The sequence below is a fragment of the Herbaspirillum hiltneri N3 genome (assembly GCF_001267925.1).
Classification (GTDB): domain Bacteria; phylum Pseudomonadota; class Gammaproteobacteria; order Burkholderiales; family Burkholderiaceae_D; genus Herbaspirillum; species Herbaspirillum hiltneri.
On record NZ_CP011409.1, the window covers coordinates 59703 to 82429 of the forward strand.

The 22727-nt window shown below is 61.7% G+C and carries 13 protein-coding genes; 7 read left to right on the top strand and 6 right to left on the bottom strand.

All coding sequences use genetic code 11. The features are described 5' to 3' along the window. Nucleotides 1-24: 24 nt before the first annotated feature. The 5 genes from F506_RS00290 to F506_RS00310 form a co-directional block, all read right to left on the bottom strand. The gene (locus F506_RS00290; protein ID WP_053194723.1) at nucleotides 25-1458 is read right to left on the bottom strand and encodes a type III PLP-dependent enzyme domain-containing protein; all 1434 of its coding nucleotides are present in this window, start codon (nucleotides 1456-1458) and stop codon (nucleotides 25-27) included. Between the two features lie 7 nt (nucleotides 1459-1465). Then, nucleotides 1466-2473 carry an ornithine cyclodeaminase gene (locus F506_RS00295; protein ID WP_053194724.1) on the bottom strand — a complete coding sequence of 336 codons (1008 nt, stop codon included), beginning with the start codon at nucleotides 2471-2473 and terminating at the stop codon, nucleotides 1466-1468. A 42-nt stretch (nucleotides 2474-2515) separates the two neighbouring features. Beyond that, nucleotides 2516-3616, bottom strand: coding sequence for a TauD/TfdA family dioxygenase (locus F506_RS00300; protein ID WP_083457486.1), 1101 nt, complete (start codon nucleotides 3614-3616; stop codon nucleotides 2516-2518). A gap of 132 nt (nucleotides 3617-3748) precedes the next feature. Beyond that, nucleotides 3749-6142 carry a TonB-dependent siderophore receptor gene (locus tag F506_RS00305; protein WP_235471307.1) on the bottom strand — a complete coding sequence of 798 codons (2394 nt, stop codon included), beginning with the start codon at nucleotides 6140-6142 and terminating at the stop codon, nucleotides 3749-3751. Nucleotides 6143-6229: 87 nt separating this feature from the next. Beyond that, on the bottom strand, nucleotides 6230-7576 hold the full coding sequence (locus F506_RS00310; protein ID WP_053194727.1) for a sigma-70 family RNA polymerase sigma factor: 1347 nt from the start codon (nucleotides 7574-7576) through the stop codon (nucleotides 6230-6232). Nucleotides 7577-7812: 236 nt separating this feature from the next. Here F506_RS00310 and F506_RS00315 point away from each other — a divergent pair, with 236 nt between their 5' ends. From F506_RS00315 to F506_RS00335, 5 genes are all read left to right on the top strand, one after another. Further along, complete coding sequence (locus F506_RS00315; RefSeq protein ID WP_053194728.1) at nucleotides 7813-9063, top strand: Hsp70 family protein; 1251 nt, start codon at nucleotides 7813-7815, stop codon at nucleotides 9061-9063. A 189-nt stretch (nucleotides 9064-9252) separates the two neighbouring features. Then, nucleotides 9253-11436 carry a CHASE2 domain-containing protein gene (locus tag F506_RS00320; RefSeq protein ID WP_235471576.1) on the top strand — a complete coding sequence of 728 codons (2184 nt, stop codon included), beginning with the start codon at nucleotides 9253-9255 and terminating at the stop codon, nucleotides 11434-11436. Between the two features lie 541 nt (nucleotides 11437-11977). Next, nucleotides 11978-13585 (top strand): ShlB/FhaC/HecB family hemolysin secretion/activation protein, encoded by a 1608-nt coding sequence (locus F506_RS00325; RefSeq protein WP_235471309.1) that lies wholly within the window; start codon nucleotides 11978-11980, stop codon nucleotides 13583-13585. A 178-nt stretch (nucleotides 13586-13763) separates the two neighbouring features. Then, nucleotides 13764-17894 carry a beta strand repeat-containing protein gene (locus tag F506_RS00330; RefSeq protein WP_235471311.1) on the top strand — a complete coding sequence of 1377 codons (4131 nt, stop codon included), beginning with the start codon at nucleotides 13764-13766 and terminating at the stop codon, nucleotides 17892-17894. 23 nt (nucleotides 17895-17917) lie between these two features. Further along, nucleotides 17918-18670: a FecR family protein gene (locus F506_RS00335; protein WP_053194732.1), complete on the top strand. Its 753-nt coding sequence runs from the start codon at nucleotides 17918-17920 to the stop codon at nucleotides 18668-18670. Between the two features lie 54 nt (nucleotides 18671-18724). Here the strand turns inward: F506_RS00335 and F506_RS00340 are convergent, their stop codons facing one another. Continuing rightward, complete coding sequence (locus F506_RS00340; protein WP_053194733.1) at nucleotides 18725-19498, bottom strand: 3',5'-cyclic-nucleotide phosphodiesterase; 774 nt, start codon at nucleotides 19496-19498, stop codon at nucleotides 18725-18727. Nucleotides 19499-19935: 437 nt separating this feature from the next. Between F506_RS00340 and F506_RS00345 the strand changes: the two genes are divergently transcribed. Next, the gene (locus F506_RS00345) at nucleotides 19936-21567 is read left to right on the top strand and encodes a GAF and HD-GYP domain-containing protein (RefSeq protein WP_053194734.1); all 1632 of its coding nucleotides are present in this window, start codon (nucleotides 19936-19938) and stop codon (nucleotides 21565-21567) included. Nucleotides 21568-21705: 138 nt separating this feature from the next. Then, entirely contained in the window at nucleotides 21706-22620 is a 915-nt protein-coding gene (locus F506_RS00350) for a LysR family transcriptional regulator (protein ID WP_053194735.1), read from the top strand. The last annotated feature ends 107 nt before the right edge of the window (nucleotides 22621-22727 follow it).

Consider the following 22727-nt stretch of genomic DNA (forward strand, 5'->3'; position numbering starts at 1 on the left):
GTGATTCTCCTTCGGGGTGGGGAATTATTCAAAGGCGGCGTGCGGACGGTTGTCCAGACGCCAGCATGGCTTGCCCTGATGCGTGGTGATGACGACCTTGGCTGGCAGTGGTAAATCGTGGAAAGGCGATTCGTTGGAATCCATCTGATAACCGGCCGTGTTCAGGTAGATCAGCAGATCGCCGGGAGCTGGCCGTTGCGGGAACGCGATCTTGCGCCAGGTCACCATGTCGCTGTCGAGGCAACTGGCGCCGCCGACGCAGGCAGCGTAGGCGGAGGACGCAGTTGCCGCGTCCTGCCGGGGCAGTAGCAGCGGATCGGGAAGGTATTCGCTGTTGAACCACTGTTCGGACAGGCTGAAGCTGGTGCCGCCGACGGTAACGATGCCGTAGCCGGATGTTGTCCCGGCAGCTGCATGCCCGTCCGGCTGCCGGTCTTTCAGGCTCTGGATTTCAAACATCGTGAAGCCGGCCTGGTCGAGCAGCGCACGGCCCGGTTCCAGCAGCAGACGGATTGCGTGTTCGCGCAGCCGTTGCGCCAGGGAGAGGACGTCGACGGCATGCGCGAGAATCGCCGACAGCATTGCGGCGCCCGGTGCCACGTTGTAGTAGGGATAAAAATCGGCGAAGGATTTTCCGCCGTGATAGTGCCAGGGCTGCTGTCGTTCGAGGAATGCCGACCAGTGCTCCTCGCTCGCGTAGCGAACGGCAAAGCCGCCGCCGATATTGATCGTCGCGCATTGGGACAGGCCGTGGCCGCGTGCGTCGATGCAGACATCGATCAGGCGATGGGCTTCTTCGGCGCGCGCCGCAGCACTGTAACCGGAGAGATGGAAAGAGAAGCCTTCCATGTCGAGCACGTCGCGATGCTGCAAGCACAAGGCCAGCGCTGCTTCACGTTCTTCCTCGGTCATGCCGAAACGGCTGTGCGGCTGGCTTCGCGGGCGGCAACGCAACAGCAGGCGGCCGCGGCAACCGGCTTGCTGCGCCTGCGCAGCGTAGGCGCGCAATTCTTCAACGCTGTCGATAGCGACCAGGCAGCGTTGGCGCAGCGCCAGATTCAGCAAGGCGGGATGCTTGCCGGGACCGGTGATGCCGATGTGTTCGCCGGACACGCCGCAGCCCAGCGCCTGTTCTGTTTCCTGCAAGCTGGCCGCGTCAATGCCGATGCCCAGCGCCGGGCAGCGCTCCACGAAGCTGCGGCCCTTGTTGGCTTTTTTTGCGAACAGCACCAAGCCGTCCACGCCGGCGTCGTCGAGCGCCTGCCGGAATTGCCGCGCGGCGTCGTCGAATACTTCCGGCAACAGGACGTGCAAGGTGCTGCCCAGGCCCCGGCTCAGTTCGGACAACAGGCCGCGATGGTGCGTCATGAGGGTGGCGGTCAGCGGATGCTGCAATGCCGGCAACTGCAGCGGTGCAAGGTCGGAGGCGGCGGTCGCCTCCTGGCGAAGTCGGTCCATGTCTGCCTCACCACAAGCGTACGGTCTGGCCCAGTTGCTGGGCGCGGGCGCGTTCGGCGAAAAGACGGCCGAGCGCGATGTCGGTAATGATCATGCCGCTGTTGTAGGCGAACACGCGCTGCTCGTCATGCTCGCGGCCGGCCTTGCTGCCGGCGAGGATGTCGGGCAGCTCGGCGTCGACCGGCGGCAATACGCCATGCGCGTCTGCAAGATCGGTGCCTGTCACGCGCATCTGCGCCTCGCTGGTGGCGACGCGGCGGTCGGCGTGATGCAGCAGTCCGGCCTGCAAGCCGTAACCGACCAGGATGGTGAGCGCGCCGGATTTGAGCCAGTCGCGCCGGACTGCGCCGGACGATTTTTCCGATGCGGGTCCGGCGGCGCCGATGATGATGTCGGCGCTGCGCGCAGACTGTTCGAGGTCGGACGACACTTCGATCCGGCGGTCGGGATGGTGCTCGCGCATGCGTTCGAGCGCCGCCGCGATGCCGTCCGGATGATTGCCGTGGATGATCAGGCGCGTCAGCTGCGGCATTGCCGTGACCAGAAACGGCAAGGCATTTTGCCCCTGCACGCCGCTGCCGACTACCAGGGCGGTCCGCGCATCGCTGCGGGCGCAGCTGCGCGCCAGCAATGCCGACGCCGCCGGCGTGCGCAGCGCGCCGACCAGGCTGCAGTCCATCAAGGCGATCGGCAATCCGGTGGTGTCGTCGTACAGCAGCAGCGACGTATAGTATTTTTGCAGCGACTGCTCTTCGTTGGCGTTGAACTTGTAAGACGTCTTGAACGCCACGGTCTGCCGCTCGCCGTCGCGGCCCAGCATGGAGTAAGCCAGCGAACGGCCGTCGTCGGGCCTGGCGGTGAGCTTACGCGGATTGGACGACAGGCCGGCGGCGTAAGCCTTGTAGGCGTCCTCCACCGTGCCGAGTACTTCGGCCAGCGAATAGCGCAGGCCCGCGAGGTCTTGCTTGTTGAGGACGCAGATGGCGCCGGCGTCATCGGTTGCGATGGTGGTCATGATGTCTCCGTGGACAGAATGCAAGATGAACAGCGGGCCGGATCAGACGATGTGGCGGCCGACTGCGTTTTCACGATACGGCAGCGAGCCGCGCAGATTGAGCGTGAGATTGACGCGGCGCAGCCAGCGATGGCGCGCACCGTAATTGGGCTGGTAGATCGAGCGCCCATGCACGGCGCGCTTGTTGTCGATCCACAGCATGTCGCCGGGCTGCATGACGACGGCGGACTTGTGCGCGTCGAACTGGCGTAGCAGCCAGTTCAGCGCTTCGGCGGCTTCCTGGTCGCCGGGAAGCGCTTTCATGAATGCTTCGTCGACTTGGATAAACGGCTGTTCACGCGCACCCGACAGCGCCGGCACCGGCTGCGGATCGGCATGCATGCGCCGGATGTGTTCGAAGGCGTGGTCGTCCAGACGCCAGTGTTCGCTGATGTTCTGGTCCGGCAGATGCGATTTGTCGGGCAGGATGACGAAGCGCGGCGCAGCCAGCACCGCCCATTTTTCGTCTGGGATATGCAGGTCGCCGATATAGGACAGGATGGTTTCCGCACGCTCCTCGTTGCGGTAGCAGAAGATCGACAGGAAGTCGCAGCGCAGCGCGTGGAAGGCTTCTTCGTTATGCCACACCAGCGTGGTGGAGCTGCTGCCGCCAAGTTGTTCGTTACGCTCCTTGTCGATCGGCACGATGTGGCGCAGGAAGCGGCCGTTCTCTTGCGTGCGCCAGCCGAAGATATCTCCCAGCGCAGCCGAAATCAGGCATTGCGCAATTTCTTCGCGCAGATTGGGAGGATTGCGCCATGGCGCATCCCAGTGCGCCGGCGACGGGCCGATGCGCTCGTCGTCGACCGGCACGCCGCTCAACAGGACGGCGCCGCAAGGCAGGTGCAGGTATTTGAAGCGGTGCGCCAGTTCGCGCAGGCTGCGCGGCAGCTGGTGCGCCGAGAGACTGCAGGCGTCGGCAAATTCGGGCGTCTCGACGCTGCCGAAACTTTGCTCCAGTTCGTTGACGATGCGCGCAATCGCCGACCATTCCAGCGGCGACAAGCGGTGCCGGTAGATCGACGAGGAGACCGGCAACGGCAAAGTCGTCGGCCCGGATGCGGTAGCGGTGCGGGTAGAAGTGTGCGTGAGTGCAAGTGCCATGATGCCTTCCTGATCTGATCCGGGTTGAACGGGATAAAGATCGCGCGTGCTGGCTTTTGCTGGCGGGGCGATGTGTGCGCCGCTTCCCGCAGGAAGACGGCACACGGAATTGCTGTTGTTTGCTGCGAGCGGCTACATGTCCACCTGTGCGCTGATGAACAGTGTGCGCGGCTTGCCGGCCCAGGCGCCGTTGATGTCGGCGTCGCCGGCAGCCCAGTAGCGCTTGTCGAGCAGGTTTTGCACGGTCAGGCCGAAGACGGTCTTGTATCCGCCGATGCGCGTGGCGTAGCGCGCGCCCGTGTCGAAGCGCGTGTAGCCGCCCATCCACGTGGTGTTTTGCGTGTTGAGCGGACGGCGTCCCACGTAGTACATTCCGCCATTGACGCTGAGGCCGTCGACGCCCGGTACGCGATAGTCCAGGAACAGATTGCCTTGCAGCTTCGGCACATCGGCGATCTGCTTGCCGGCCACGTTCGGGTCGGCCGGATTGTCCGCCTTGGTCTGCAGATATGCCAGGCCGGCGACCAGCGACAGCTGCTTGCCGAGGCGGCCGTTTGCGGTCAGTTCCAGGCCGGTGTGGCGCTGCATGCCGCCTTGCACCGTGAAGCGGCCTGAGTTCACGTATTGCAGCGTCTTCTCCAGGCGGAACACCGCGCCGGTCAGCATCAGGTCCGGATTGAGACTGTACTTGACGCCCGTTTCATATTGTTTGGTCTTCAGCGGCGGCAGATTTTCGCCGGCGTTGTTGGTGTCGTACCCGGCCGGGCCGGGCTGCTCGAAACCTTCCGCATAACTCAGATACGTCGACAGGGCCGGCGTGACCTTGAACGTCACCGCCGCCGATGGCGCATTGATGCTGGCGGTCTGCGAGGTATTCTTGCCGGATGCCGGCATGCTGTCGTTCTTGTAGCGGACATGGCGCAGGCCGAGCATCACGTCCCATCTGTCCGACAGCGACATCAGGTCGCTGATGAAGACGCTGGGCTGGTAGTTCTTCGACTTGTTGTGATTCGGGTAGGTCAGATTGGACGGCGCCGAAGTGAAGCTCGGGTTGTAGATATTGCCGACCGTGTCGGGCAGCACCCTGAAGCCGGATTCGACTGCCTGGAAATTGCGTGTCGAGAAACCGGTCACCAGCTGATGCCTGATGCCGATGGTTTCAAAATCGCCCGAGACGTAGGAGTCGGTCGAGATCACGCGGAAGCTCTGGTTGGGATTGTAGTAAATATCGCCCGACAGGACATTGCCGTTGGCGGCGACGTTGTACACGTCGGGAAAGGCGGCCACGCGGCCGTTATACGATTGCGCGGCGCGTGTCGTCAGCTTCCACTTGTCGTTGATGCGGTATTGCAGATCAGCGCCGATGTTGAAGGTGCGCGTCTCGTATTGCAGCCACGGCTGGCCGAGCAGGGTGCGCGGATCGATGCTGCCGACCGGCGGCAACTGGCCGTTCAGATAGGGACCGATCGACGGCTGCGCAGAAATCTTGCGCTCCTGGTAATCGAAATTGGCGCGCACCAGCAGATCGGGATTGATCGCCCAGTCGAACGCGCCGCTGACGAAGTCGCGCGAGGTGTCGCCGTTGTGGCGGAAGTCGCCGTTGCGTTCGCGTGCAACATTGAAGCGGTAGCCGAAGCGGCCGTCGTCGAGCGGACCGCCGGTGTCCAGCGCGACATAGCTGCCGCCGCTGCTGTTGCTGCGCAGCGATGTCTTGATGCTGGTGAAGCGGTCCCTGGTCGGGCGCTTGATGGCGTAGTTGATGGTGCCGCCCGGCGAGTTGATGCCGTACAGGAAACCCGACGGGCCTTTCAGCAAGTCGATCTGCTCGACGTTTTCCAGCGGGATTTCATAATAAGGGGCGACCGACATGCCGTCGCGCCGCACGGTGTTGGTCCAGTCGGAAAAGTAGCCGCGGATGCGCACCATTTCATAGGCGCCGGCCTGCGTGGCGTCTTGCACCGACGGGTCGTTCTTGAGTACATCCATCATGGTGCGCGATTCTTGCGCGTCGATCAGCTCGCTGGAATACGATTGCACCGAGAAGGGCAATTCTTCCGGCTTCTTGTAGCCCAAGGCACCGACGTTGACGCCGTCGGTGGCATACAGGGACGGACGCGAACCGCTCACGCTGACCTCGGGCAGCTTGTCGGCTGCGGCGCTGGTGCTGCTGGTGCCGCCAGTGCCGCGGGTGATGGCGTAGCCGCCGGCGGCAGTCGGGCGGACCTCCAGCCCGCTGTGGTCGAGCAGGCGTCGCAGCGCTTCATCTACGGTCAGCGAGCCTTTGAGGGCAGGCGCCTGGCGGCTTTCCGCAATGTCGGTGGAAAACACGATGGGCTTGCCGGACTGGCGCGCCAGCGCACGCAAGGCGTTGTCGAGGCGTTGTGCGGGAATGTCGAGATCAACCGCAGCAGATTGCGCCCATGCCATCGCCGCCAGCGACATGCCGACGGCAAGCACGCCTGATTTCAGTTTCAGTTTCAATCTCTGGCGAGAGGAACGGCCTGCCCCCGGAACGGCACAACGCATGAACTACTCCTGTAAAAAAATCATGGTTATTTACAGGAGTTACCGAAACCAGATCGATGCGTGGGAACCTCTGAATGAAAATAATTTTTATTTAGCCGTGTTGCCGGGCGTGGCGGAAGTTGCTGAAATGACAATCGCGCCGGGGCTGCGCTTCACCGTTACCGGCAAGATGGTCGGCAGCACGCGCAGCAGGTCGTTGACATCCTTGATGTTGTATTCGCCGGACAGGCGCAAGTCGCCGATGCGTGCATCGGCCAGCACGACGGGTTGCGCCAGGTAGCGTTGCATGTCGAGCGCGGCCTCGCGCAGCGGCGTGGCGTTGAAATACAGTTTGCCGCGGCGCCAGGCACCGCTCTGGCCGGGCTCGAGATCGGCCAGGCGTTCCAGTTTTCCATCGGACGAACGAACGCTCTGATCCGCCGTCAGCACCAGCGGCGGACCGCTGTCGCTGCGCACTTCGACCGCGCCTTGTTGCACGCTCACGAGCGCGCCGTCTTCCTGGTTGCGTACGTCGAACACCGTGCCGATGTCGGTAACCGTGGTGCGATGGGCTTCGACCACGAAGGAGCGATAGGTATGGGCGACGTCAAAGCCGGCCTCGCCGCGCAGCAGCGTGATGCGGCGCGAGAAGAGACGCGATTCGATGCGCAATTCGCTGTCGGTATTGAGCTGGATGCGGCTGCCGTCGGCCATGGTCAGTGTCGACGTCCGGCCGGCCCCGGTGACGACCTGGCGCGTGTCGTACGCCGGATCGATCAGCCAGGCCAGCCCGGTACTGAGCAGCAGCACCGCCGCCATCGCCGCAATCTTGCGTACGGTACGGCGTTTTGCGGCGCCGCGGATGATGGTTTCCGGCGCCGGGAAGCGTGGGCGCAGCGGCGGCGCCAGCGACGCGCGCATGGTCGCATCGTCGTTCCCGGCATGCGCACCGCTCCATATCGGGCGGATCGCCGACATCGCGCGCTCCATGTGCTTGCCCACCATCTTGCGCGAGATGCCCAGTTGCGTCGCGACTTCATCCTGCGACATCTCCTGCAGCTTGTGCAGCACGAAGACTTCACGGCAGCGCGGCGGCAGATCGCCGATGGCGATTTCGAGCGCATCGATCAATTGCTTGCCGTGCAGGATTTCTTCGCCGTCGCTGTGATGCAGATTGATGTCGGGTACGGCGTTGACCGACTCCTGCCATTGGTTGCGGCTGGTGGCCGCGCGCTGCAGGTCGATCGCCTTGCAGGTGGAGATATGTTTGAGCAGCGCCAGCGGCGTGCCGTCCTGTTCATGCGGGCGGGTGCGCACCACCTGCATGTACACCTCGTGCACCACTTCATGCGCAAAATTCTTGTCGCCGAAACGCCTGCGCACATGATCGACCAGTTCGTCGTAATGGCGCATCAGGGCATCCAGCAGAGGCAGATTCGGGGAGTCTTGGCGCATACCTTGGATAAGGACGGAAAGGGAGTGCAAATTATAAATGATAATGATTTCTATTCTATGTCCAATCTCCGTCTATTTCATGCTGCCAAACGGTGCACAAACGGCACTCTCATCATTGTTGTTTTGATAATTTTCTCGCATTGCGGAAAGCGGTCGCTCCGGTATCCGCTTTGCTACAGACACGCGCCGTGCTTTTCTATATCATCGCGCCTTTGCAAAAAACGGCAGGGATAAGCATGTCAGACGCTTGTGGCGTGGATTTCGGTACTTCCAATTCCACGATGGGCTGGAGCAGGCAGGGACAACCTTCCTTGCTCGCACTCGAAGACGGCAAGATGACGTTGCCGTCGGTGGTGTTCTTCAACGCCGATGAAAACGAATTCAGCTACGGCCGCGCCGCGTTGTCGACCTACCTGGCCGGCTACGAGGGCCGGCTCATGCGTTCCCTCAAGAGCCTGCTCGGCTCGGGCATGATCGACGGCCAGACCGAAGTCGGCGGCCGCGCGCTGCCGTTTCGCGCCTTGCTGTCGCAATTCATCGGCGAACTCAAGCAGCGCGGCGAACGCGCCGCCGGCCGTCGCTTCGACAGCGTGGTGCTGGGCCGTCCGGTGCATTTCGTCGACGACAACGCCGAGGCCGATCAGCTGGCGCAGGACACGCTCGAAGAAATCGCGCGCGCGGTCGGCTTCAGGCACATCGACTTCCAGTACGAACCGATCGCCGCGGCTTTCGATTACGAATCCACCATCGCCCGCGAAGAACTGGTGCTGATCGCCGACATCGGCGGCGGTACCTCGGACTTTTCGCTGGTGCGCCTGTCGCCCGAACGTGCGAAGAAGACCGAGCGCCTCGACGACATCCTCGCCAACGGCGGCGTCCACATCGGCGGCACCGACTTCGACAAATACCTCAGCCTGTCGAGCGTCATGCCGCTGCTCGGTCTCGGCAGCAAGCTCACCAGCAACAGCGAAGTGCCGTCGGGCTATTACTTCAACCTGGCGACCTGGCACACCATCAACCTGATCTATACGCGCAAGGCCTGGCAGCAATTGCAGGACGTCTATCGCGAAGTCGCCGAGCGCGACAAGTTCGCGCGCCTGCTCGACCTGGTCGAACAGCGCGCCGGCCACTGGCTGGCGCTGCAGGTGGAAGCGGCCAAGATCGGCCTGTCGGCCGATGAGTCCTTCACGCTCGAACTCGATCGCCTGCGTCCGCCCGACACGCTGCAACTGAGCCGCGCCGGTTTCGACGCCAGCATCGATCATCTGGTGGAGTCGGTCGAGCAGACCGTCGGCAAGCTGCTGGCCGACGCCGGCGTGAAGGCCGACGCCATTGATTCGGTGTTCTTCACGGGCGGTTCCAGCGGCGTGCATCTGCTGCGCAAGCGCATCGCCGCGCTGGTGCCGAACGCCCGACAAGTCGAAGGCGATCTGTTCGGCAGCATCGGTTCCGGACTGGCGTTGGATGCTGTACGGAAATTTTCCTGATTCGTTCTCGTCCCTGATGGCGCTCTGACGCCGCTTCCCTCTGACCGAATTCCGTTGTGATTCGCCGGTAGTGCTGGCATCATCGCAACAAAATATTCTCCAGGGGAAGTCGTGCGTCGTCTCTTCGCAAAACATGGTGCGCGCTGGTTGCTGGCGCTGGTGCTGACGCTGCTGGCGGGCGGGCAGGTGATGGGCATGCTGCCGGCGTTTCTGACCGAGCGCATCGATCTGTTCTTCTACGACATGCGCATGCGCATCGCCAAAGTGGAAACCGATCCGCGCATCGTCATCGTCGACATCGACGAGAAGAGCATCGCCGAAGTCGGTCGCTGGCCGTGGAGCCGCGACGTTGTCGCCGCACTCATCAGCAAGATGACCGACAGCTACGAAGCGCAGACCGTCGCCTTCGACGTGCTGTTTGCCGAACCCGACAACAGCTCCGGCTACGCCACGCTGGAAAGCCTGGCCCACAGCGAACTCAAAGGGCTGCCGCAATTCGGCCAGCAGCTGCAGACGCTGAAACCCAAACTCGATTTCGATGCGCGCATGGCCGCAGCGATCCAGGGCCGCCCGGTGGTGATGGGCTACAACCTGTCCAACGAACCCGACGCCATCGCCAAGGGCCAGCTGCCGAAACCGGTGTTTACGCTGGCCAGTCTCGGCGGCCGTCGTCTCGACGCCACCAATTGGAAAGCCTACGGCGCCAACCTGCCGCAATTGCAAGAGGCCGCCGAAGCCGGCGGCTTCTTCAATCCGCTGCTCGACAACGACGGCCTGATCCGCCGCGTGCCGCTGATTGCACAAGTGGGCGACAACTTCTATGAATCGCTGGCGCTGGCGAGCGCCCGCTCGGCGCTCGGCGCCACGCGCATGAAACCGATTTTCCTGCAGCAGGATGCGGTGATGTCGGATCAGCAGCTACGCGACTATGGCGCGCTCGAATCGATCGCGCTCGACACCAAGCCGCGTCCGACCTTCATCCCGGTGGAGCGCCACCTGACCACGCTGGTGACCTACCGCGGCCGCGGCGGCGTCCACGGCGGTGCGTTCCGCTATGTGCCGGCGGTCGACATCCTCAAGGGCCGCGTCCCCAAGAACGACTTGGCCGGCCGCGTCCTGCTGGTCGGCACCACGGTGCCGGGCCTGTACGATTTGCGGGCCACGCCGGTGAGTCCGAATTATCCCGGGGTGGAAATCCACGCCAACATCATTGCCTCCATCCTCGACGGCGACTTCAAGCAGCGGCCGGAATTCGCCGTCGGCTTCGACCTCGTGCAGATTCTCGTGATCGGCCTGGCGCTCGGCCTGCTGTTGCCGCTGCTGGGACCGCTGTGGTCGATTGTGCTGGCCGCGGGTGCGGCGTTCGGCATCGGCGCGTTCAACTTCTGGCTGTATGACAGCGCCGGGCTGGTGCTGCCGATGGCCACCGCCTTGCTGCTGATCGCCGCGCTGTTTATCTGCAATCTCGGCTGGGGTTACCTGTTCGAATATCGCAATCGCCGCGCCATCGTCAACCTGTTCGGCGAATACGTCGCACCGGAGCTGGTCGCCGAAATGGCCGCCAATCCGGCCAGCTACAACATGGAAGGCGAGAGCCGCGAACTGACCGTGATGTTCTCCGACGTGCGCGGCTTCACCACCCTCTCGGAAGGCCTGCAGCCCAACGAATTGCGCGAATACATCAATGCCTACCTGACCGCCATGTCGGAAGACATCCGTGGCAATCGCGGCACGCTCGACAAGTACATCGGCGACGCCGTGATGGCATTCTGGGGTGCGCCGATCGCGTTGCCCGACCACGCCGCGCGTGCGGTGGCGACGGCGCTCAAGATGCAGCAGAGCTGCCTCGTGCTCAATGAAGAATTCGCCAAGCGCAACTGGCCGCCACTGAAGATCGGCATCGGCCTCAACACCGGCAACATGCGCGTGGGCGACATGGGCTCGAAGATCCGCAAGGCGTACACGGTGATGGGCGACGCGGTCAATCTGTCTTCGCGCTTGGAATCGATCACCAAGGTCTACGGCGTCGGCGTACTAGTCGGTCAGGCCACGCGGGATGCGGCGCCTGAGTTCGCTTACCGTGAGCTGGATAGCGTACGCGTCAAGGGCAAGAACGAACCGGTGCCTATTTTCGAACCGCTCGGACTCGCGTCGGAACTGACGGCGGCGCAACGCGCCTCGCTCGACAAATGGACGGCTGCACTGGCGCTGGTGCGCCGGCAGCAATGGGATCAGGCAGAACAGGAGATCCTTGCCTTGCAGCAAGAAAATCCGCATGGTTTGTATGATCTTTACTTGCAGCGTATTGCCTACTTCCGCGAGCATCCCTTGCCGGCAGATTGGGATGGCGTGACTACCTTCGAGACAAAATAACAACGCTGCCGGGCGGCGTGAATGCCGCCCGGGGTGTGCGTTACGGGGCGAAACCGGCGATTGCGTTTCCGTGTGGAAACGGAAACGACAGGACGTTGTAAGTTAAGCGAATACTCCTGTCCGATATCAGCGATTTTTGTCGACAGGCAATAGGCTCAATCTTATACTTGCCCGTATGTCGCGCCGTCGGGGTGGGTGGCGCGCAGATGGTGGTTTTCGTCGCAGGATCGGGCAGCGTGCGTAACAAGAAAAATGAACGCGCAGACGCTACGGGTGCGGCGATGACGATCACCGTCGCATCACATTTCTTTCCACTGGATCGTCTCTGTCGCTTTATGTACTGCTGCGTGCGCAAGCACCCGGCGGTTCGACGTGTGCACAGCATATGCACAAGGCAGGTGATCCGGACCGGAGGAATGCAGGGGTATTCGTCCGCATGAAGAATGCGAGCGCATGCAAGAGGGCAGGGAAATTCACGATAAATCGAGGCAACGGCGGTTTGCAGATTGCAGGCTGCCGCGGTCCTGAACCAAGCAAAAAAATGAAACATCGTTTGATGCAATGTCTATTGGGGATGACGTTGACCGTCGTCGCGGCGAGCGTGCTGGCCGAGGACGAGCGCTTCAACATCACGCGTTTCCAGATCGAGGGCAATACGCTGCTGCCGGACGCAGAGTTGCAGCGCGCCGTCGCGCCGCTGACCGGTCCCGGGCGCGTCTACGGCGACGTGCAGATGGCACTGGAAGCGTTGGAGGCAGCCTATCGCAAAGCCGGCTACAGCGCAGTGCAGGTCAACGTGCCCGAGCAGGAGCTGACCAGCGGCGTGGTGACCATCAACATCAGCGAATCGGTCATTGGCCAGATCACGGTCAGCGACAACAAGTATTTCAGCGAACAGAACATCCGCAACAGCCTGCCGCGACTGCAGGTCGGCAAGTCGCCCAACCTCACCGCCATTTCGCAGGCCGTGCAATTGAGCAACGACAATCCGGCCAAGCAGGTCAATGTCGCACTCAGCGTCAGCGACGAAGAAGGCAAGGTCGATGCCGACGTCAAGGTGACCGACTACAATCCATTGCGCGTGTTCATGACCGTCGACAACACCGGTGCACCCGCTACCGGCAACTGGCGCACCGGTATCGCGATCCAGCACGCCAACCTGTTCGACCGCGACCAGGTCGGCACGCTGGCCTACACCACCTCGCCGGACAGCCCGAGCGGCGTCAAGGTCAATCTGTATTCGCTGGGATACCGCATTCCGCTGTACACGCTCGGCGACAGCATCGAATTCATTTACGGCAAGTCCAGCGTCAATACGCCTGGCAGCGTCGGCGCACCGAACGGCTTGATCGGCTTCACCGGCAAGGGCGATGTAGTCGGTCTGCGCTGGAATCACTTCTTCGCACGCGAAGGCGAAAGCACCAGCAAGCTGGTGGCCGGACTCGACTACAAGAAGATCGACTCGCGCTGCGACTTCGCGGGCGCCAGCCTGAACATCGGTTCGTGCGTGGCCTACAAGACAATGCCGCTGAGCCTGACTTACAGCGGACAAACGCGCTCGGCGACGCAGAACGTCGACTACAACATCGGCATCTCGCGCAATATCGCCATCGGCCCGAGCTACACCGGCAGCAACGGTCGCAGCGACCGCTACTCCTATGTTACCGGTCGCGACTCGGCCGACAACTTCGTCATCGTGCGCGGCGCGGCCTCCTGGTTCAAGGCCTTCGCCAACGACTGGCAAATGCGCCTGGCCGGCACCGCGCAGATCACCAACAATGCGCTGGTCTCGGCCGAACAATTCGGCCTGGCGGGTTCGACTGCCGTGCGGGGATTCACCGAACGTGCGGTGGCGGCCGACGGCGGCGTCATCGTCAACGCCGAAGTCTACACGCCTGAACTTCTGCCCAAAGGAAGTCTGCGCCTGCTGGCCTTCTACGACATCGGTCGCGGTTACAACAACAACGTCGGCGGCGGCAGTGTGGTCAACAGCGTGACGGTATCGAGCATGGGCATCGGCGCACGCTACTCCTTCAGCCGTGACTTCAATGTGAAACTGGACGTGGCGCGCGTGAGCGTGCGGGGGACGTCGAGCACGGAAAAACGTGGTGATCTGAATGCGCATATCAGCGCGATACTGGGGTTCTGAAATGAGTGAACAAAGCCAAACGCGCCGGGAGAAACCGACGCAAGATGTCAACCGTATCGAACTGATGCCGGCTTCCTTCACCATGCGCGTCGGCAATCGCCGCCTGACCATGAGCTGGCGGCCGCGCAAGCCGGTGCCGCAATTGCTGACGGGTTTGCTGCGACGTTCGTGGCGCGCCATGTTCGGCAAGTCGCTGCGCATGTCGGTGACGGCGGCGGCGATCTGCGCCGCCTGGAATGTGCCCGCCCTGGCGGCCGCACCCGGCGTCAACACACTGCCGACCGGCGGCGTCATCACTGCAGGCACCGCCACCATCGCGCAGAACGGCAATACCCTCAACATCAATCAGAGTTCCAGCGCCGCCATCGGCAGCTTCACCAGCTTCAGCATCGGCGCCAACGCCGTCGTTGACATCAGCCAGACCAGCGCGAGCAACGCCTTCCTGGCGCGCGTGACGGGTGCCGATCCGTCGCAGATCTACGGCTTGCTGAAGTCCAACGGCACCGTCGTGCTGGTCAATCAGAACGGCCTGATGGTCGGACCGGGCGGCGTGGTGGACGTCGCGCGTTTCATCGGCAGCACGCTCAACATCAGTGACAGCGACTTCCTGGCAGGGCGCCTGACCTTCGTCAACGGCGGTCACGCCGGCAACGTCGACAACCAGGGCGTCATCAAGAGCGCCACCGGCGGCAGCGTCTACCTGATCGGCGCCAACGTGACCAACAACGGCATCATCCACAGTCCGAACGGCGAAGTCCTGCTGGCTGCGGGCCAGACCGTGCAGCTCGTCGACACCGCCACGCCTGGCGTCACGGTGTGCGTCACCGGCGCTGCCGGCAGCGTCACCAACCTCGGCGCCATCACCGCCGAAGCGGGCCGCATCGGCATCGCCGCCGGCCTGATCACCAACAGCGGCAACATCAACGCCAGCAGCGTGGTGAACGAAGGAGGCCGCATCTTCCTGCGCGCTTCACAAAAACTGACGACGACCGCGAGCTCCAGGATAACGGCAGACGGCGTTGCCAAGGGCGGCAGCGTGGTGCTGTATTCGGACGGCGCAGCATATATCGACGGCGACGTCTCGGCGCGCGGCGCGCCTGGCCTGGGTGGTTTTGTCGAGACCTCCGGCAAGAAAACACTGGACGTGGTCAAGGCGCCCGACGTCGGCACGGGCGGCGAGTGGCTTATCGATCCGTATGACCTGACGGTGGTGGCTACCGGCACCAATGGCGTGAGCAACAGCGGCAACGTGATCACGTCTACGGCCGCTGGTTCCACGATTGAAGCCGGCACCATTGTTACCCAGCTCAATCAGGGCAACAGCGTGAGCCTGACGACCGGCGCGGGTGGCGCTGCCAACGGCGGCAACATCACCGTCAATGCCGCGATCAACAAGACCAGCGGTTCGGCCGCCAGCCTGACGCTCAACGCCAACAACAGCATCGCCATCAATGCCGGTATCACCAGCACCAGCGGCACGCTGAATCTGAACCTCAACAGCAACCTCAGCGGCATCGCCGGCGATCATGCGGTGCAAGTCAACAATGCCCTCATTCAGATCAACGGCGGTGAGTTGAATGTGCGTGATGGCAGCAGCACGGGAATCAGCAATGGCAATCTATTCATCAACAACGGCGGAGGCATTGATCTGGGTACCGGCGGTACGCTGAACGCCGGGAATCTGAATGTGACCAACGGCGGCAATCTGCTCGGTGGATTCACATCGAGTGTCCACTTGCAAGGTACGTTGAATAACAGTGGTACTGTCAATTTTTCCAACGCTGCGATCACTGTCGGTGACAAGATCATCAATAACGGCCAGTTCACGACTGCCAACGTTTCTATCAATACGGTCAATGGCTTCATTAATTCGGTAGGCGCTGTAGCCAACCTGAACTACATGACGAATTTTCAGACCGGCAGCTTCATCAATGCAGGCACGATGAATGCCAACGGCAGTGGCGGTTTTGTCACGTTTGAGAACGGCCTCTCCAATTCAGGCGTCATGAACATCCAAGGCTCGATCATGAGCAATGCATCCTCGTCCAACGGCGTGGGCGGCATAATGAACCTGGGCGTTGACGGGGTTACCACTCACCTCCAAGGGAGCGGCGACTGGACCAACGATGGAACGCTGAAGGTCCTGGGCACGCTTAATACGGTCAACATCGACAACGCACTGACAAACGGTGCGACCGGCACGATTCTGGTATCGGGTAGCGTAAACACTCTTTCTGCCGGGACCTTTACCAACGCGGGTTCCATGATCATCGGCGCCAGCAATTCGGTGAGCGGCAACAGCGTCACCAATACCGGCAACATCAGCATGACCGACGCTACTCTGTCGTTCAACACCTTCACCAATGACGTCGGTGGAAATCTATCGGGAACCGGTACGATCTACTCCAACGGACAGTTCACCAACAGCGGCGTCATTTCACCCGGTGGCGACGGCACCGTGGGTCAATTGGGCATTAACGGCAATTTCACGCAAAGCGCTACCGGTGTGCTAAATATCGATGTCGCCAGCGATACCAGCTATGACACCTTCTATCTGAACGCGCCCACCCCGGTGCAACTTGGCGGCACGCTGCAAAGCAAGCTGTTGGGTGCCTATGTCCCGACGCTCAACACGCGTTTGTCGCCGATCGTGTTCACGAACCAGAACGCGGGCGAGACTTATTTCCGTCACGTATTAGGCAACGTGATCAACACCAGCAGCGGACTGCAAATGCTCAAGGTTGACTACAAGGGCGCACTGGCGCTGGTCATGAGCGGCTCCGCAAATCTCACCTATAACGGTAATTCCGATAGTCACTGGGGTACCGCCACCAGCTGGACCGAGGGAATCTTGCCAACCGCCATTGATAACGTGATCGTGAACAATGGTGTTACCTTAACCCATGGTTCCGGCGACGGTGTCGACACTGTCAACAGCATTACACTGAATAATAGTTCGACCCTTGCTATCACCGGTGGCACAGTGAATGCCGGCAACATCACCTCTGCGGGCTATGGCAGCGTCATCATCACGGGTACCGCTGTTGAAGAGGGTGGCGGAGGAAACTTCAATGGATTTTCCTCCGGAGGCGGCGGAGTGACTTCGGCCAATACCGGTGTCCTGAACTTGTCCGGCACGGCACGTATCAGCAACTTGTCTCTGTCCAACGGCGGCACCTTCAACGGCGGCAGCAGTTCGGTACTGAACGTGACCGATGACTTTTCGCAAAACAGCGCCGGAGTTATCAATAGCAATGGGACAGTAGCGCTGAGTCGTGCTGACGGCGATTTGGTGACGGGCAACATTGCGGCAAGGAATCTGGTGCTTGAAGCGCAGAACGGCGCCATTTCGCAAAGCGACAGTTCCCTGCACGTGACGCAGCAACTGCTTACCTCGTCCGCGACCGGCACGACATTGACCTCTTCCGGGAATCGCATCGCCGCATTTGCCGGCAATAATCGCGGCATCAACGACATCAGTCTGGTCAACAATCTGGAGTTGGCCGATACGTCGGTTTTCAGGATCAACGGCGTCACCAACGCCAACGGTAGCATCAGCATTGTCAACACCGGAGGGACCATGACGACGGCGTTGGGCAGCAGCGCCAACTTCCTCACGGCCCTGCCGACTGCGCCTGACGTCGCGACGCCTCCCACGCTTTCGGATCGATTGGGGACACTCGGGATCGTCACGAACGGTACGGTAAGCGCATCTATGTTGGCCCATACGGTGGTGATTGAAACGCATAGTCCGTTGACTATCGGCGTCGGCGGCGTTAGCGCCTCGGGCAACATAAACCTGACTGCCGGCAACAGCGGATCACCGACCGACAACCTGATCGTTAACGGCGTGATCGCTTCCGCAGGCGGCAGCATTTCGCTGGTGGCGGGCAACAACATGTCGATCAATGCCAACATTTCCACTTCTGCGCCGGGCACTGCGTTGTTTACGGTGACGAATGGCGTGCTGACTTACGCACCTGGAGTGAGCGTCACGGACGCCAGCGGTACGGTTGTGCCGGTGGCCGCGCTGGTGAATCAGATTGTCGCACCCGTGGTGACACCGGTCATTCAACCGTCAGTAGCACAAATCGTGACGAACACCGTCAAGGTCACCACGACCGGACAGAATATTCCGACTCCGCCAGTGTTCACGGCAAGCACAACGCCAGTATCCACACCCGCCAACACACAAACCACCGGCGGCACGCAAGGCAGCTTTGGCGGCGATGATGGCGGCGGCAGCGGTACGCCTGCTGCCGGCGGCGGCGCCAACACGGCGAAGAAGCCGTTGCCGGTATGCACCTGATGATGTCTCGAGGAACCAAGACAATGAAACACGCCATTCAAACGGGATATCGCACCATGGGTAAATTCTGGCGCCTGCTGGCGCTGATGTTGTTGCTGGGCTGGGGCGGCCAAGCGTATGCGCAGATGGTCGGCACCGTGACCAACCTGTCGGGCGTGCTGACCGCGCGCCATCCGGACGGCAGCACGCGCATCATGAGTTCGAAATCAGAAGTGCTGCAGGGCGACACCCTGATCACGCAGTCAAACACCTATGCGCGCGTGAAGTTTATGGACAACTCGGAGATCGTGCTGCGGCCAGGTTCCGAGATGGTGGTGAAGAGCTTCCTGTACGACGCCGAGAAACCCGAACGCAACAACGTCGCCATCGGCCTCGTCAAGGGCGGCCTGCGCGCGGTCACCGGCCTGATCGGCAAGCGCAATCACGACGCCGTCAGTTTCGATACGCCAACCGCGACCATTGGTATCCGGGGCACCCATTTCGGTGCGCTGTTCTGCCAGAACGATTGCGGCGGTGTGCCCACCTCAAGCGGCAGCACGCCGGCCAACGGCTTGCATGTGGATGTGGCGCAAGGCGCGATCGTACTCTCCAATCCTGCCGGCCAGCAGGTCTTCCAGGCCGGCCAGTTCGGCTATGTGAGCAATCTGAATACGCCGCCTGTGATATTGCCGCCGGCGCAGGGCATTCCCGTGACCATGCCGCTGTCGATCAGCAAGAATGCGCCGGGCTCGAAATCGGTCGATGCCTCCAAATCGGTTTCCTGCATGGTGCAATGAGAATTCGGATGGGGGAGGGCGTCGCCGAGGCTGTGTCTTGATTGCCGCGGCGATTCAGTACTCGAACACCGACTCCGCCATCAGCATGCTGATCCGGCGACGGCCGGCGCCGTGCAGCAGCTCGGATTCGATCTGCCTAAACAGGCCCGGTTTTGCATGCGTGACGAGAATTTCCGGATCGCTCTCGAGCTTGGCAAGATCCTCAAGCAACAGGCTCGGGCAGAAATGCCTGGACAGCATCGCCAGTTCCCGCTCGCTGTCGGGGAAGGCGGCTTCGATGATCAGGTAGCGCAGATCTTCAATCGTGTTGACCATTTCCCACAGCGCATCGCTACTGGTAGTGTCGCCGCTGAATACCAGGCTGGCGCCGCTGCCCAAGTCCTGCAACTGATAACCCACCGCCGGCACCGTGTGATTGGCCGGCAGCGCGGTGATGCTGCGCTCGCCGATCACCAGCGACTTGCCGACTTCGACGGTGTTGAAGCGCAGGAAGGGATTTTCCGGCGAAGGGATTTCGCTGAAGTCGGGCCAGATCTGCCAGTTGAAGATGTGCTTGCGGATGATGTCCTGCGTCGCCTGCGTGGCGTGCATGGTCAGCGGCGTGTTGCGCAGGTCGCCGACGCTGTCGAGGATGAACGGCAGGCAGGCGATATGGTCGAGGTGGGAATGCGTGATGAAGACGTGGTCGATGGCGGCCAGCGCCTGCAGGGGCAGATCGTTCACTCCGGTGCCGGCGTCGATCAGGATGTCGTTGTCGACCAGCAGGGAGGTGGTGCGAAGGGTATTGCCGCCTATGCCGCCACTGCAGCCGAGAATTTCTACGCGCATCGTATGGACCAGATTGAAGTGATGACCGTGGCGACCCGGAACGAATGTGTTCGTGCGGAAATGCTCCGCTCCCCCGTGATTGCACTCTTGTTTTTGTCTTGAAAGATTGCCTTCCGAAATCGAAATGGTGCAATCTATGCAACAGTTTCGATGGTAAGTTATCCGTCAGCCTAAATCAATAAAAAGCACCGGTGGCTTCGGCGAAACAACAGGCTGACCTGACATGGATCAGGCCGAGGCGGCGAAGTGTTTCCGTATGTCATCGTCATGTCCGGGCGTCACCTGTTCCGTGACGTTAACAGGCGGGAAAAAGAGGCTCTGCTTGACACTTTGTTGTCAGCATTGAAGCGTATCTTTCCAGAATCGCCCAGTGCGTCTTTTTTACTGCATCGATCAATACGATGCAGGCCAGTTGTCTCCTTGAGCCGATGAATAACATGAAAAACCAGCATCTCGATATTTCCCACCGCCTGGAAAAGCTGACCGAGCTCAGCGTGGAGCTGAGCACCAACCGCAACATCCCGCTGCTGCTTGAGCGCATCCTGCAGACTGCGCGCAGCATCACGCTGGCCGATGGCGGCACGCTTTACCGCACCGTCGAAGACGAAGACAGCCTGGCGTTTTACATCTCGATCAACGATACCCTGGGCATGCATCAGGGCGGCAGCAGTGCGCAGAAGATCTCCATTCCCAACATCCAGCTGACCAGTCCCGACGGCAGCAAGAATCTCAGCGCCGTGGCTGCGTATGCCGCCAACACGCGCAAGTCGGTCAACATCCCCGACGTGTACCAGGCTGAAGGTTTCAACTTCTCCGGCATGCGCATGTTCGACGAGAAGTTCGGCTACCACTCGCAGTCCTTCCTCACCGTGCCGATGCAGGACCACGAAGGCGAACTGGTCGGCGTGCTGCAACTGGTCAACGCCATCGATCCTGCAACCGGCAAGCCGCATCCGTTTTCCGAGACCGACCAGTACTTCATCGAAGCGCTGGCGTCGCAGGCGGCCATCGCCATCACCAACCAGCAGCTGATCTATCGCCTGGAAAACCTGTTCGAACATTTCATCAAGCTCATCAACATGGGCATCGATGAAAAGTCGCCGCATACCGGCCGCCATTGCGAACACGTGCCGGAGCTGGCGATGATGCTGGCCGAAGCCTCGCATCGGACCACCGAAGGCCCGCTGGCGGATTTCCAGATGACCGAGCGCGATCGCCGCGAGTTGTGGGTGGCCGGCCTGTTGCACGACTGCGGCAAGATCACCACGCCCGATCACATCGTCGAGAAGTCGACCAAGCTGCAGACCATTTACGATCGCATCCACCTGGTGGACGCGCGTTACGAAGTGCTCAAGCGCGACGCCGAGATCCGCGTGCTCAAGGAAAAATGCGCGCTCGGCGCGGCATTGACCGCACAGAAAAGCGCCGAACTCGATGCCGCACTGGCGGCGGAATGCGAGGCGCTCGACGCCGAACGCAACTTCCTGCGCAAGAGCAACGTCGGTAGCGAAGGCATGAAGCCGGACGACCAGCAACGCGTGCTGGAGATCGCCAGGCGCCAGTGGCGCGGTCCGGACGGAACCATGCAGGACCTGCTCAGCACCGACGAAGCCGAGAACCTGCGCATCCGCGCCGGCACCCTCAACGACGCCGAACGCCAGGTGATCAACAACCACATCGTGGTCACCATCAAGATGCTGGAGTCGCTGCCGTGGCCGAAGCAGCTGCGCAATGTCACCGAATATGCCGGCGGCCACCATGAGCGCATGGACGGCAAGGGTTATCCGAAGGGGCTCACGCGCGAGCAGATGTCGCCGCAGGCGCGCATGATGGCGATTGCCGACATCTTCGAAGCACTGACCGCCGCCGACCGTCCATACAAGAAAGGCAACACGCTCAGCGAGGCGCTCGAGATCCTCGGCGGTTTCCGCCTGCGCAACCACATCGACCCCGACCTGTTCGATGTCTTCGTGCGCAGCAAGGTCTACCAGCAATACGCCGACAAGTTCATGCCCGCCAGCCAGATCGATGTCGTCGATCACAGCAAAATCCCGGGCTTCGTTCCTTAGTCCCTTCCTTAGATTTCTCCGGCGTCTCAACCTGCCGTCTCCCTTCGTGGCATGAAATCTGCCTCGGACGGAGACGCATGTCCATGGCCGGTCCAGGCTGGGCTGGGATAGAATCTGCAAAAAACTGGGAGTGAGACGGTGCACCTGATCTGGCTGGAAGACTTCATCGAACTGGCGCGTACGCGCAGCTTCTCGCGCGCGGCGGAAAACCGTTTCGTCACGCATCCCGCCTTCGGCCGCCGCATCAAGGCGCTGGAGCAATGGGTCGGCGCCGAGCTGGTGGTGCGCACGCATCCGGTGTCGCTGACGGCGGCGGGCCAGTTGTTCCTCGATGCGGCGACGCATTCGACCGACGTGCTGTATGCCGCGCGGGCGCAGTTGCAGGACGGCTCCGGGCCGGCCGAAAAAACCTTGCGCGTGGCCACCGGCCGTACGCTGGCGCGCACGTTTTTCCCCGATTGGTACGAGAACATCAACCAGCGCTTCGGACCGTTTCCGGTATCGGTCAGCACCGGCGGCGCGCAGGAGGTGATTCTGCGGCTGGGCGCCGGCGACGCCGATTTGCTGGTGATCTATTCGAGTCCGACCACGCGGCTGCTGATCGATCCGATGCGTTACGAATCGCTGACGCTGGCACGCGAAATCCTGTTGCCGGTGGTGGCCGCCGACGCCAGGGGAAGGCCGCGCTTCAAGCTGGCGCCGGCCAATGCAGCGACGCCGACGCCATGGCTGGGCTTCTCGCAATCGCTGACCTTGCGCGGCGTACTGGCCAAACACCTGGCCGGCTTGCCGAAGAAAGTTTCGCTGCGGATGGTGTATGAAGCCGACTCCTATGAATCCATCCACGAAATGGCGCGGCGCGGCGTCGGCGTGGCATGGTTGCCGCAACGGCTGGTGCAGGAAGACGTCAACGAGCGCCGTTTGCTGGTCATCGGCGAACCGGAGATGCGGGTCAACTTCGACATCTCGCTGTACCGCGTGCGCGGCAACGACGATGCGCTGGTCAACGCCATCTGGGACGGTGTCGCATCGGATGCCATCGACCGCTCCTGATCCTTTCGGGGACGCGCTCCGCAGCAAAAAGCACAAGCCTGTGCCGAAACGGCAATAAGCAAAAAAACGCGCTCACTATACTCCCTCAAAGTTCTCGCAACGCGTGT

Bases quoted from the DNA above. Each gene is read 5' to 3' on its own strand.
- F506_RS00340 (WP_053194733.1), bottom strand. From the start codon at position 19,498: ATGCGCGTAGAAATTCTCGGCTGCAGTGGCGGCATAGGCGGCAATACC.
- F506_RS00310 (WP_053194727.1), bottom strand. From the start codon at position 7,576: ATGCGCCAAGACTCCCCGAATCTGCCTCTGCTGGATGCCCTGATGCGC.
- F506_RS00315 (WP_053194728.1), top strand. From the start codon at position 7,813: ATGTCAGACGCTTGTGGCGTGGATTTCGGTACTTCCAATTCCACGATG.
- F506_RS00295 (WP_053194724.1), bottom strand. From the start codon at position 2,473: ATGACCACCATCGCAACCGATGACGCCGGCGCCATCTGCGTCCTCAAC.
- F506_RS00330 (WP_235471311.1), top strand. From the start codon at position 13,764: ATGTTCGGCAAGTCGCTGCGCATGTCGGTGACGGCGGCGGCGATCTGC.
- F506_RS00345 (WP_053194734.1), top strand. From the start codon at position 19,936: ATGAAAAACCAGCATCTCGATATTTCCCACCGCCTGGAAAAGCTGACC.
- F506_RS00335 (WP_053194732.1), top strand. From the start codon at position 17,918: ATGAAACACGCCATTCAAACGGGATATCGCACCATGGGTAAATTCTGG.
- F506_RS00300 (WP_083457486.1), bottom strand. From the start codon at position 3,616: ATGGCACTTGCACTCACGCACACTTCTACCCGCACCGCTACCGCATCC.
- F506_RS00325 (WP_235471309.1), top strand. From the start codon at position 11,978: ATGAAACATCGTTTGATGCAATGTCTATTGGGGATGACGTTGACCGTC.
- F506_RS00290 (WP_053194723.1), bottom strand. From the start codon at position 1,458: ATGGACCGACTTCGCCAGGAGGCGACCGCCGCCTCCGACCTTGCACCG.
- F506_RS00320 (WP_235471576.1), top strand. From the start codon at position 9,253: ATGGGCATGCTGCCGGCGTTTCTGACCGAGCGCATCGATCTGTTCTTC.
- F506_RS00305 (WP_235471307.1), bottom strand. From the start codon at position 6,142: ATGCGTTGTGCCGTTCCGGGGGCAGGCCGTTCCTCTCGCCAGAGATTG.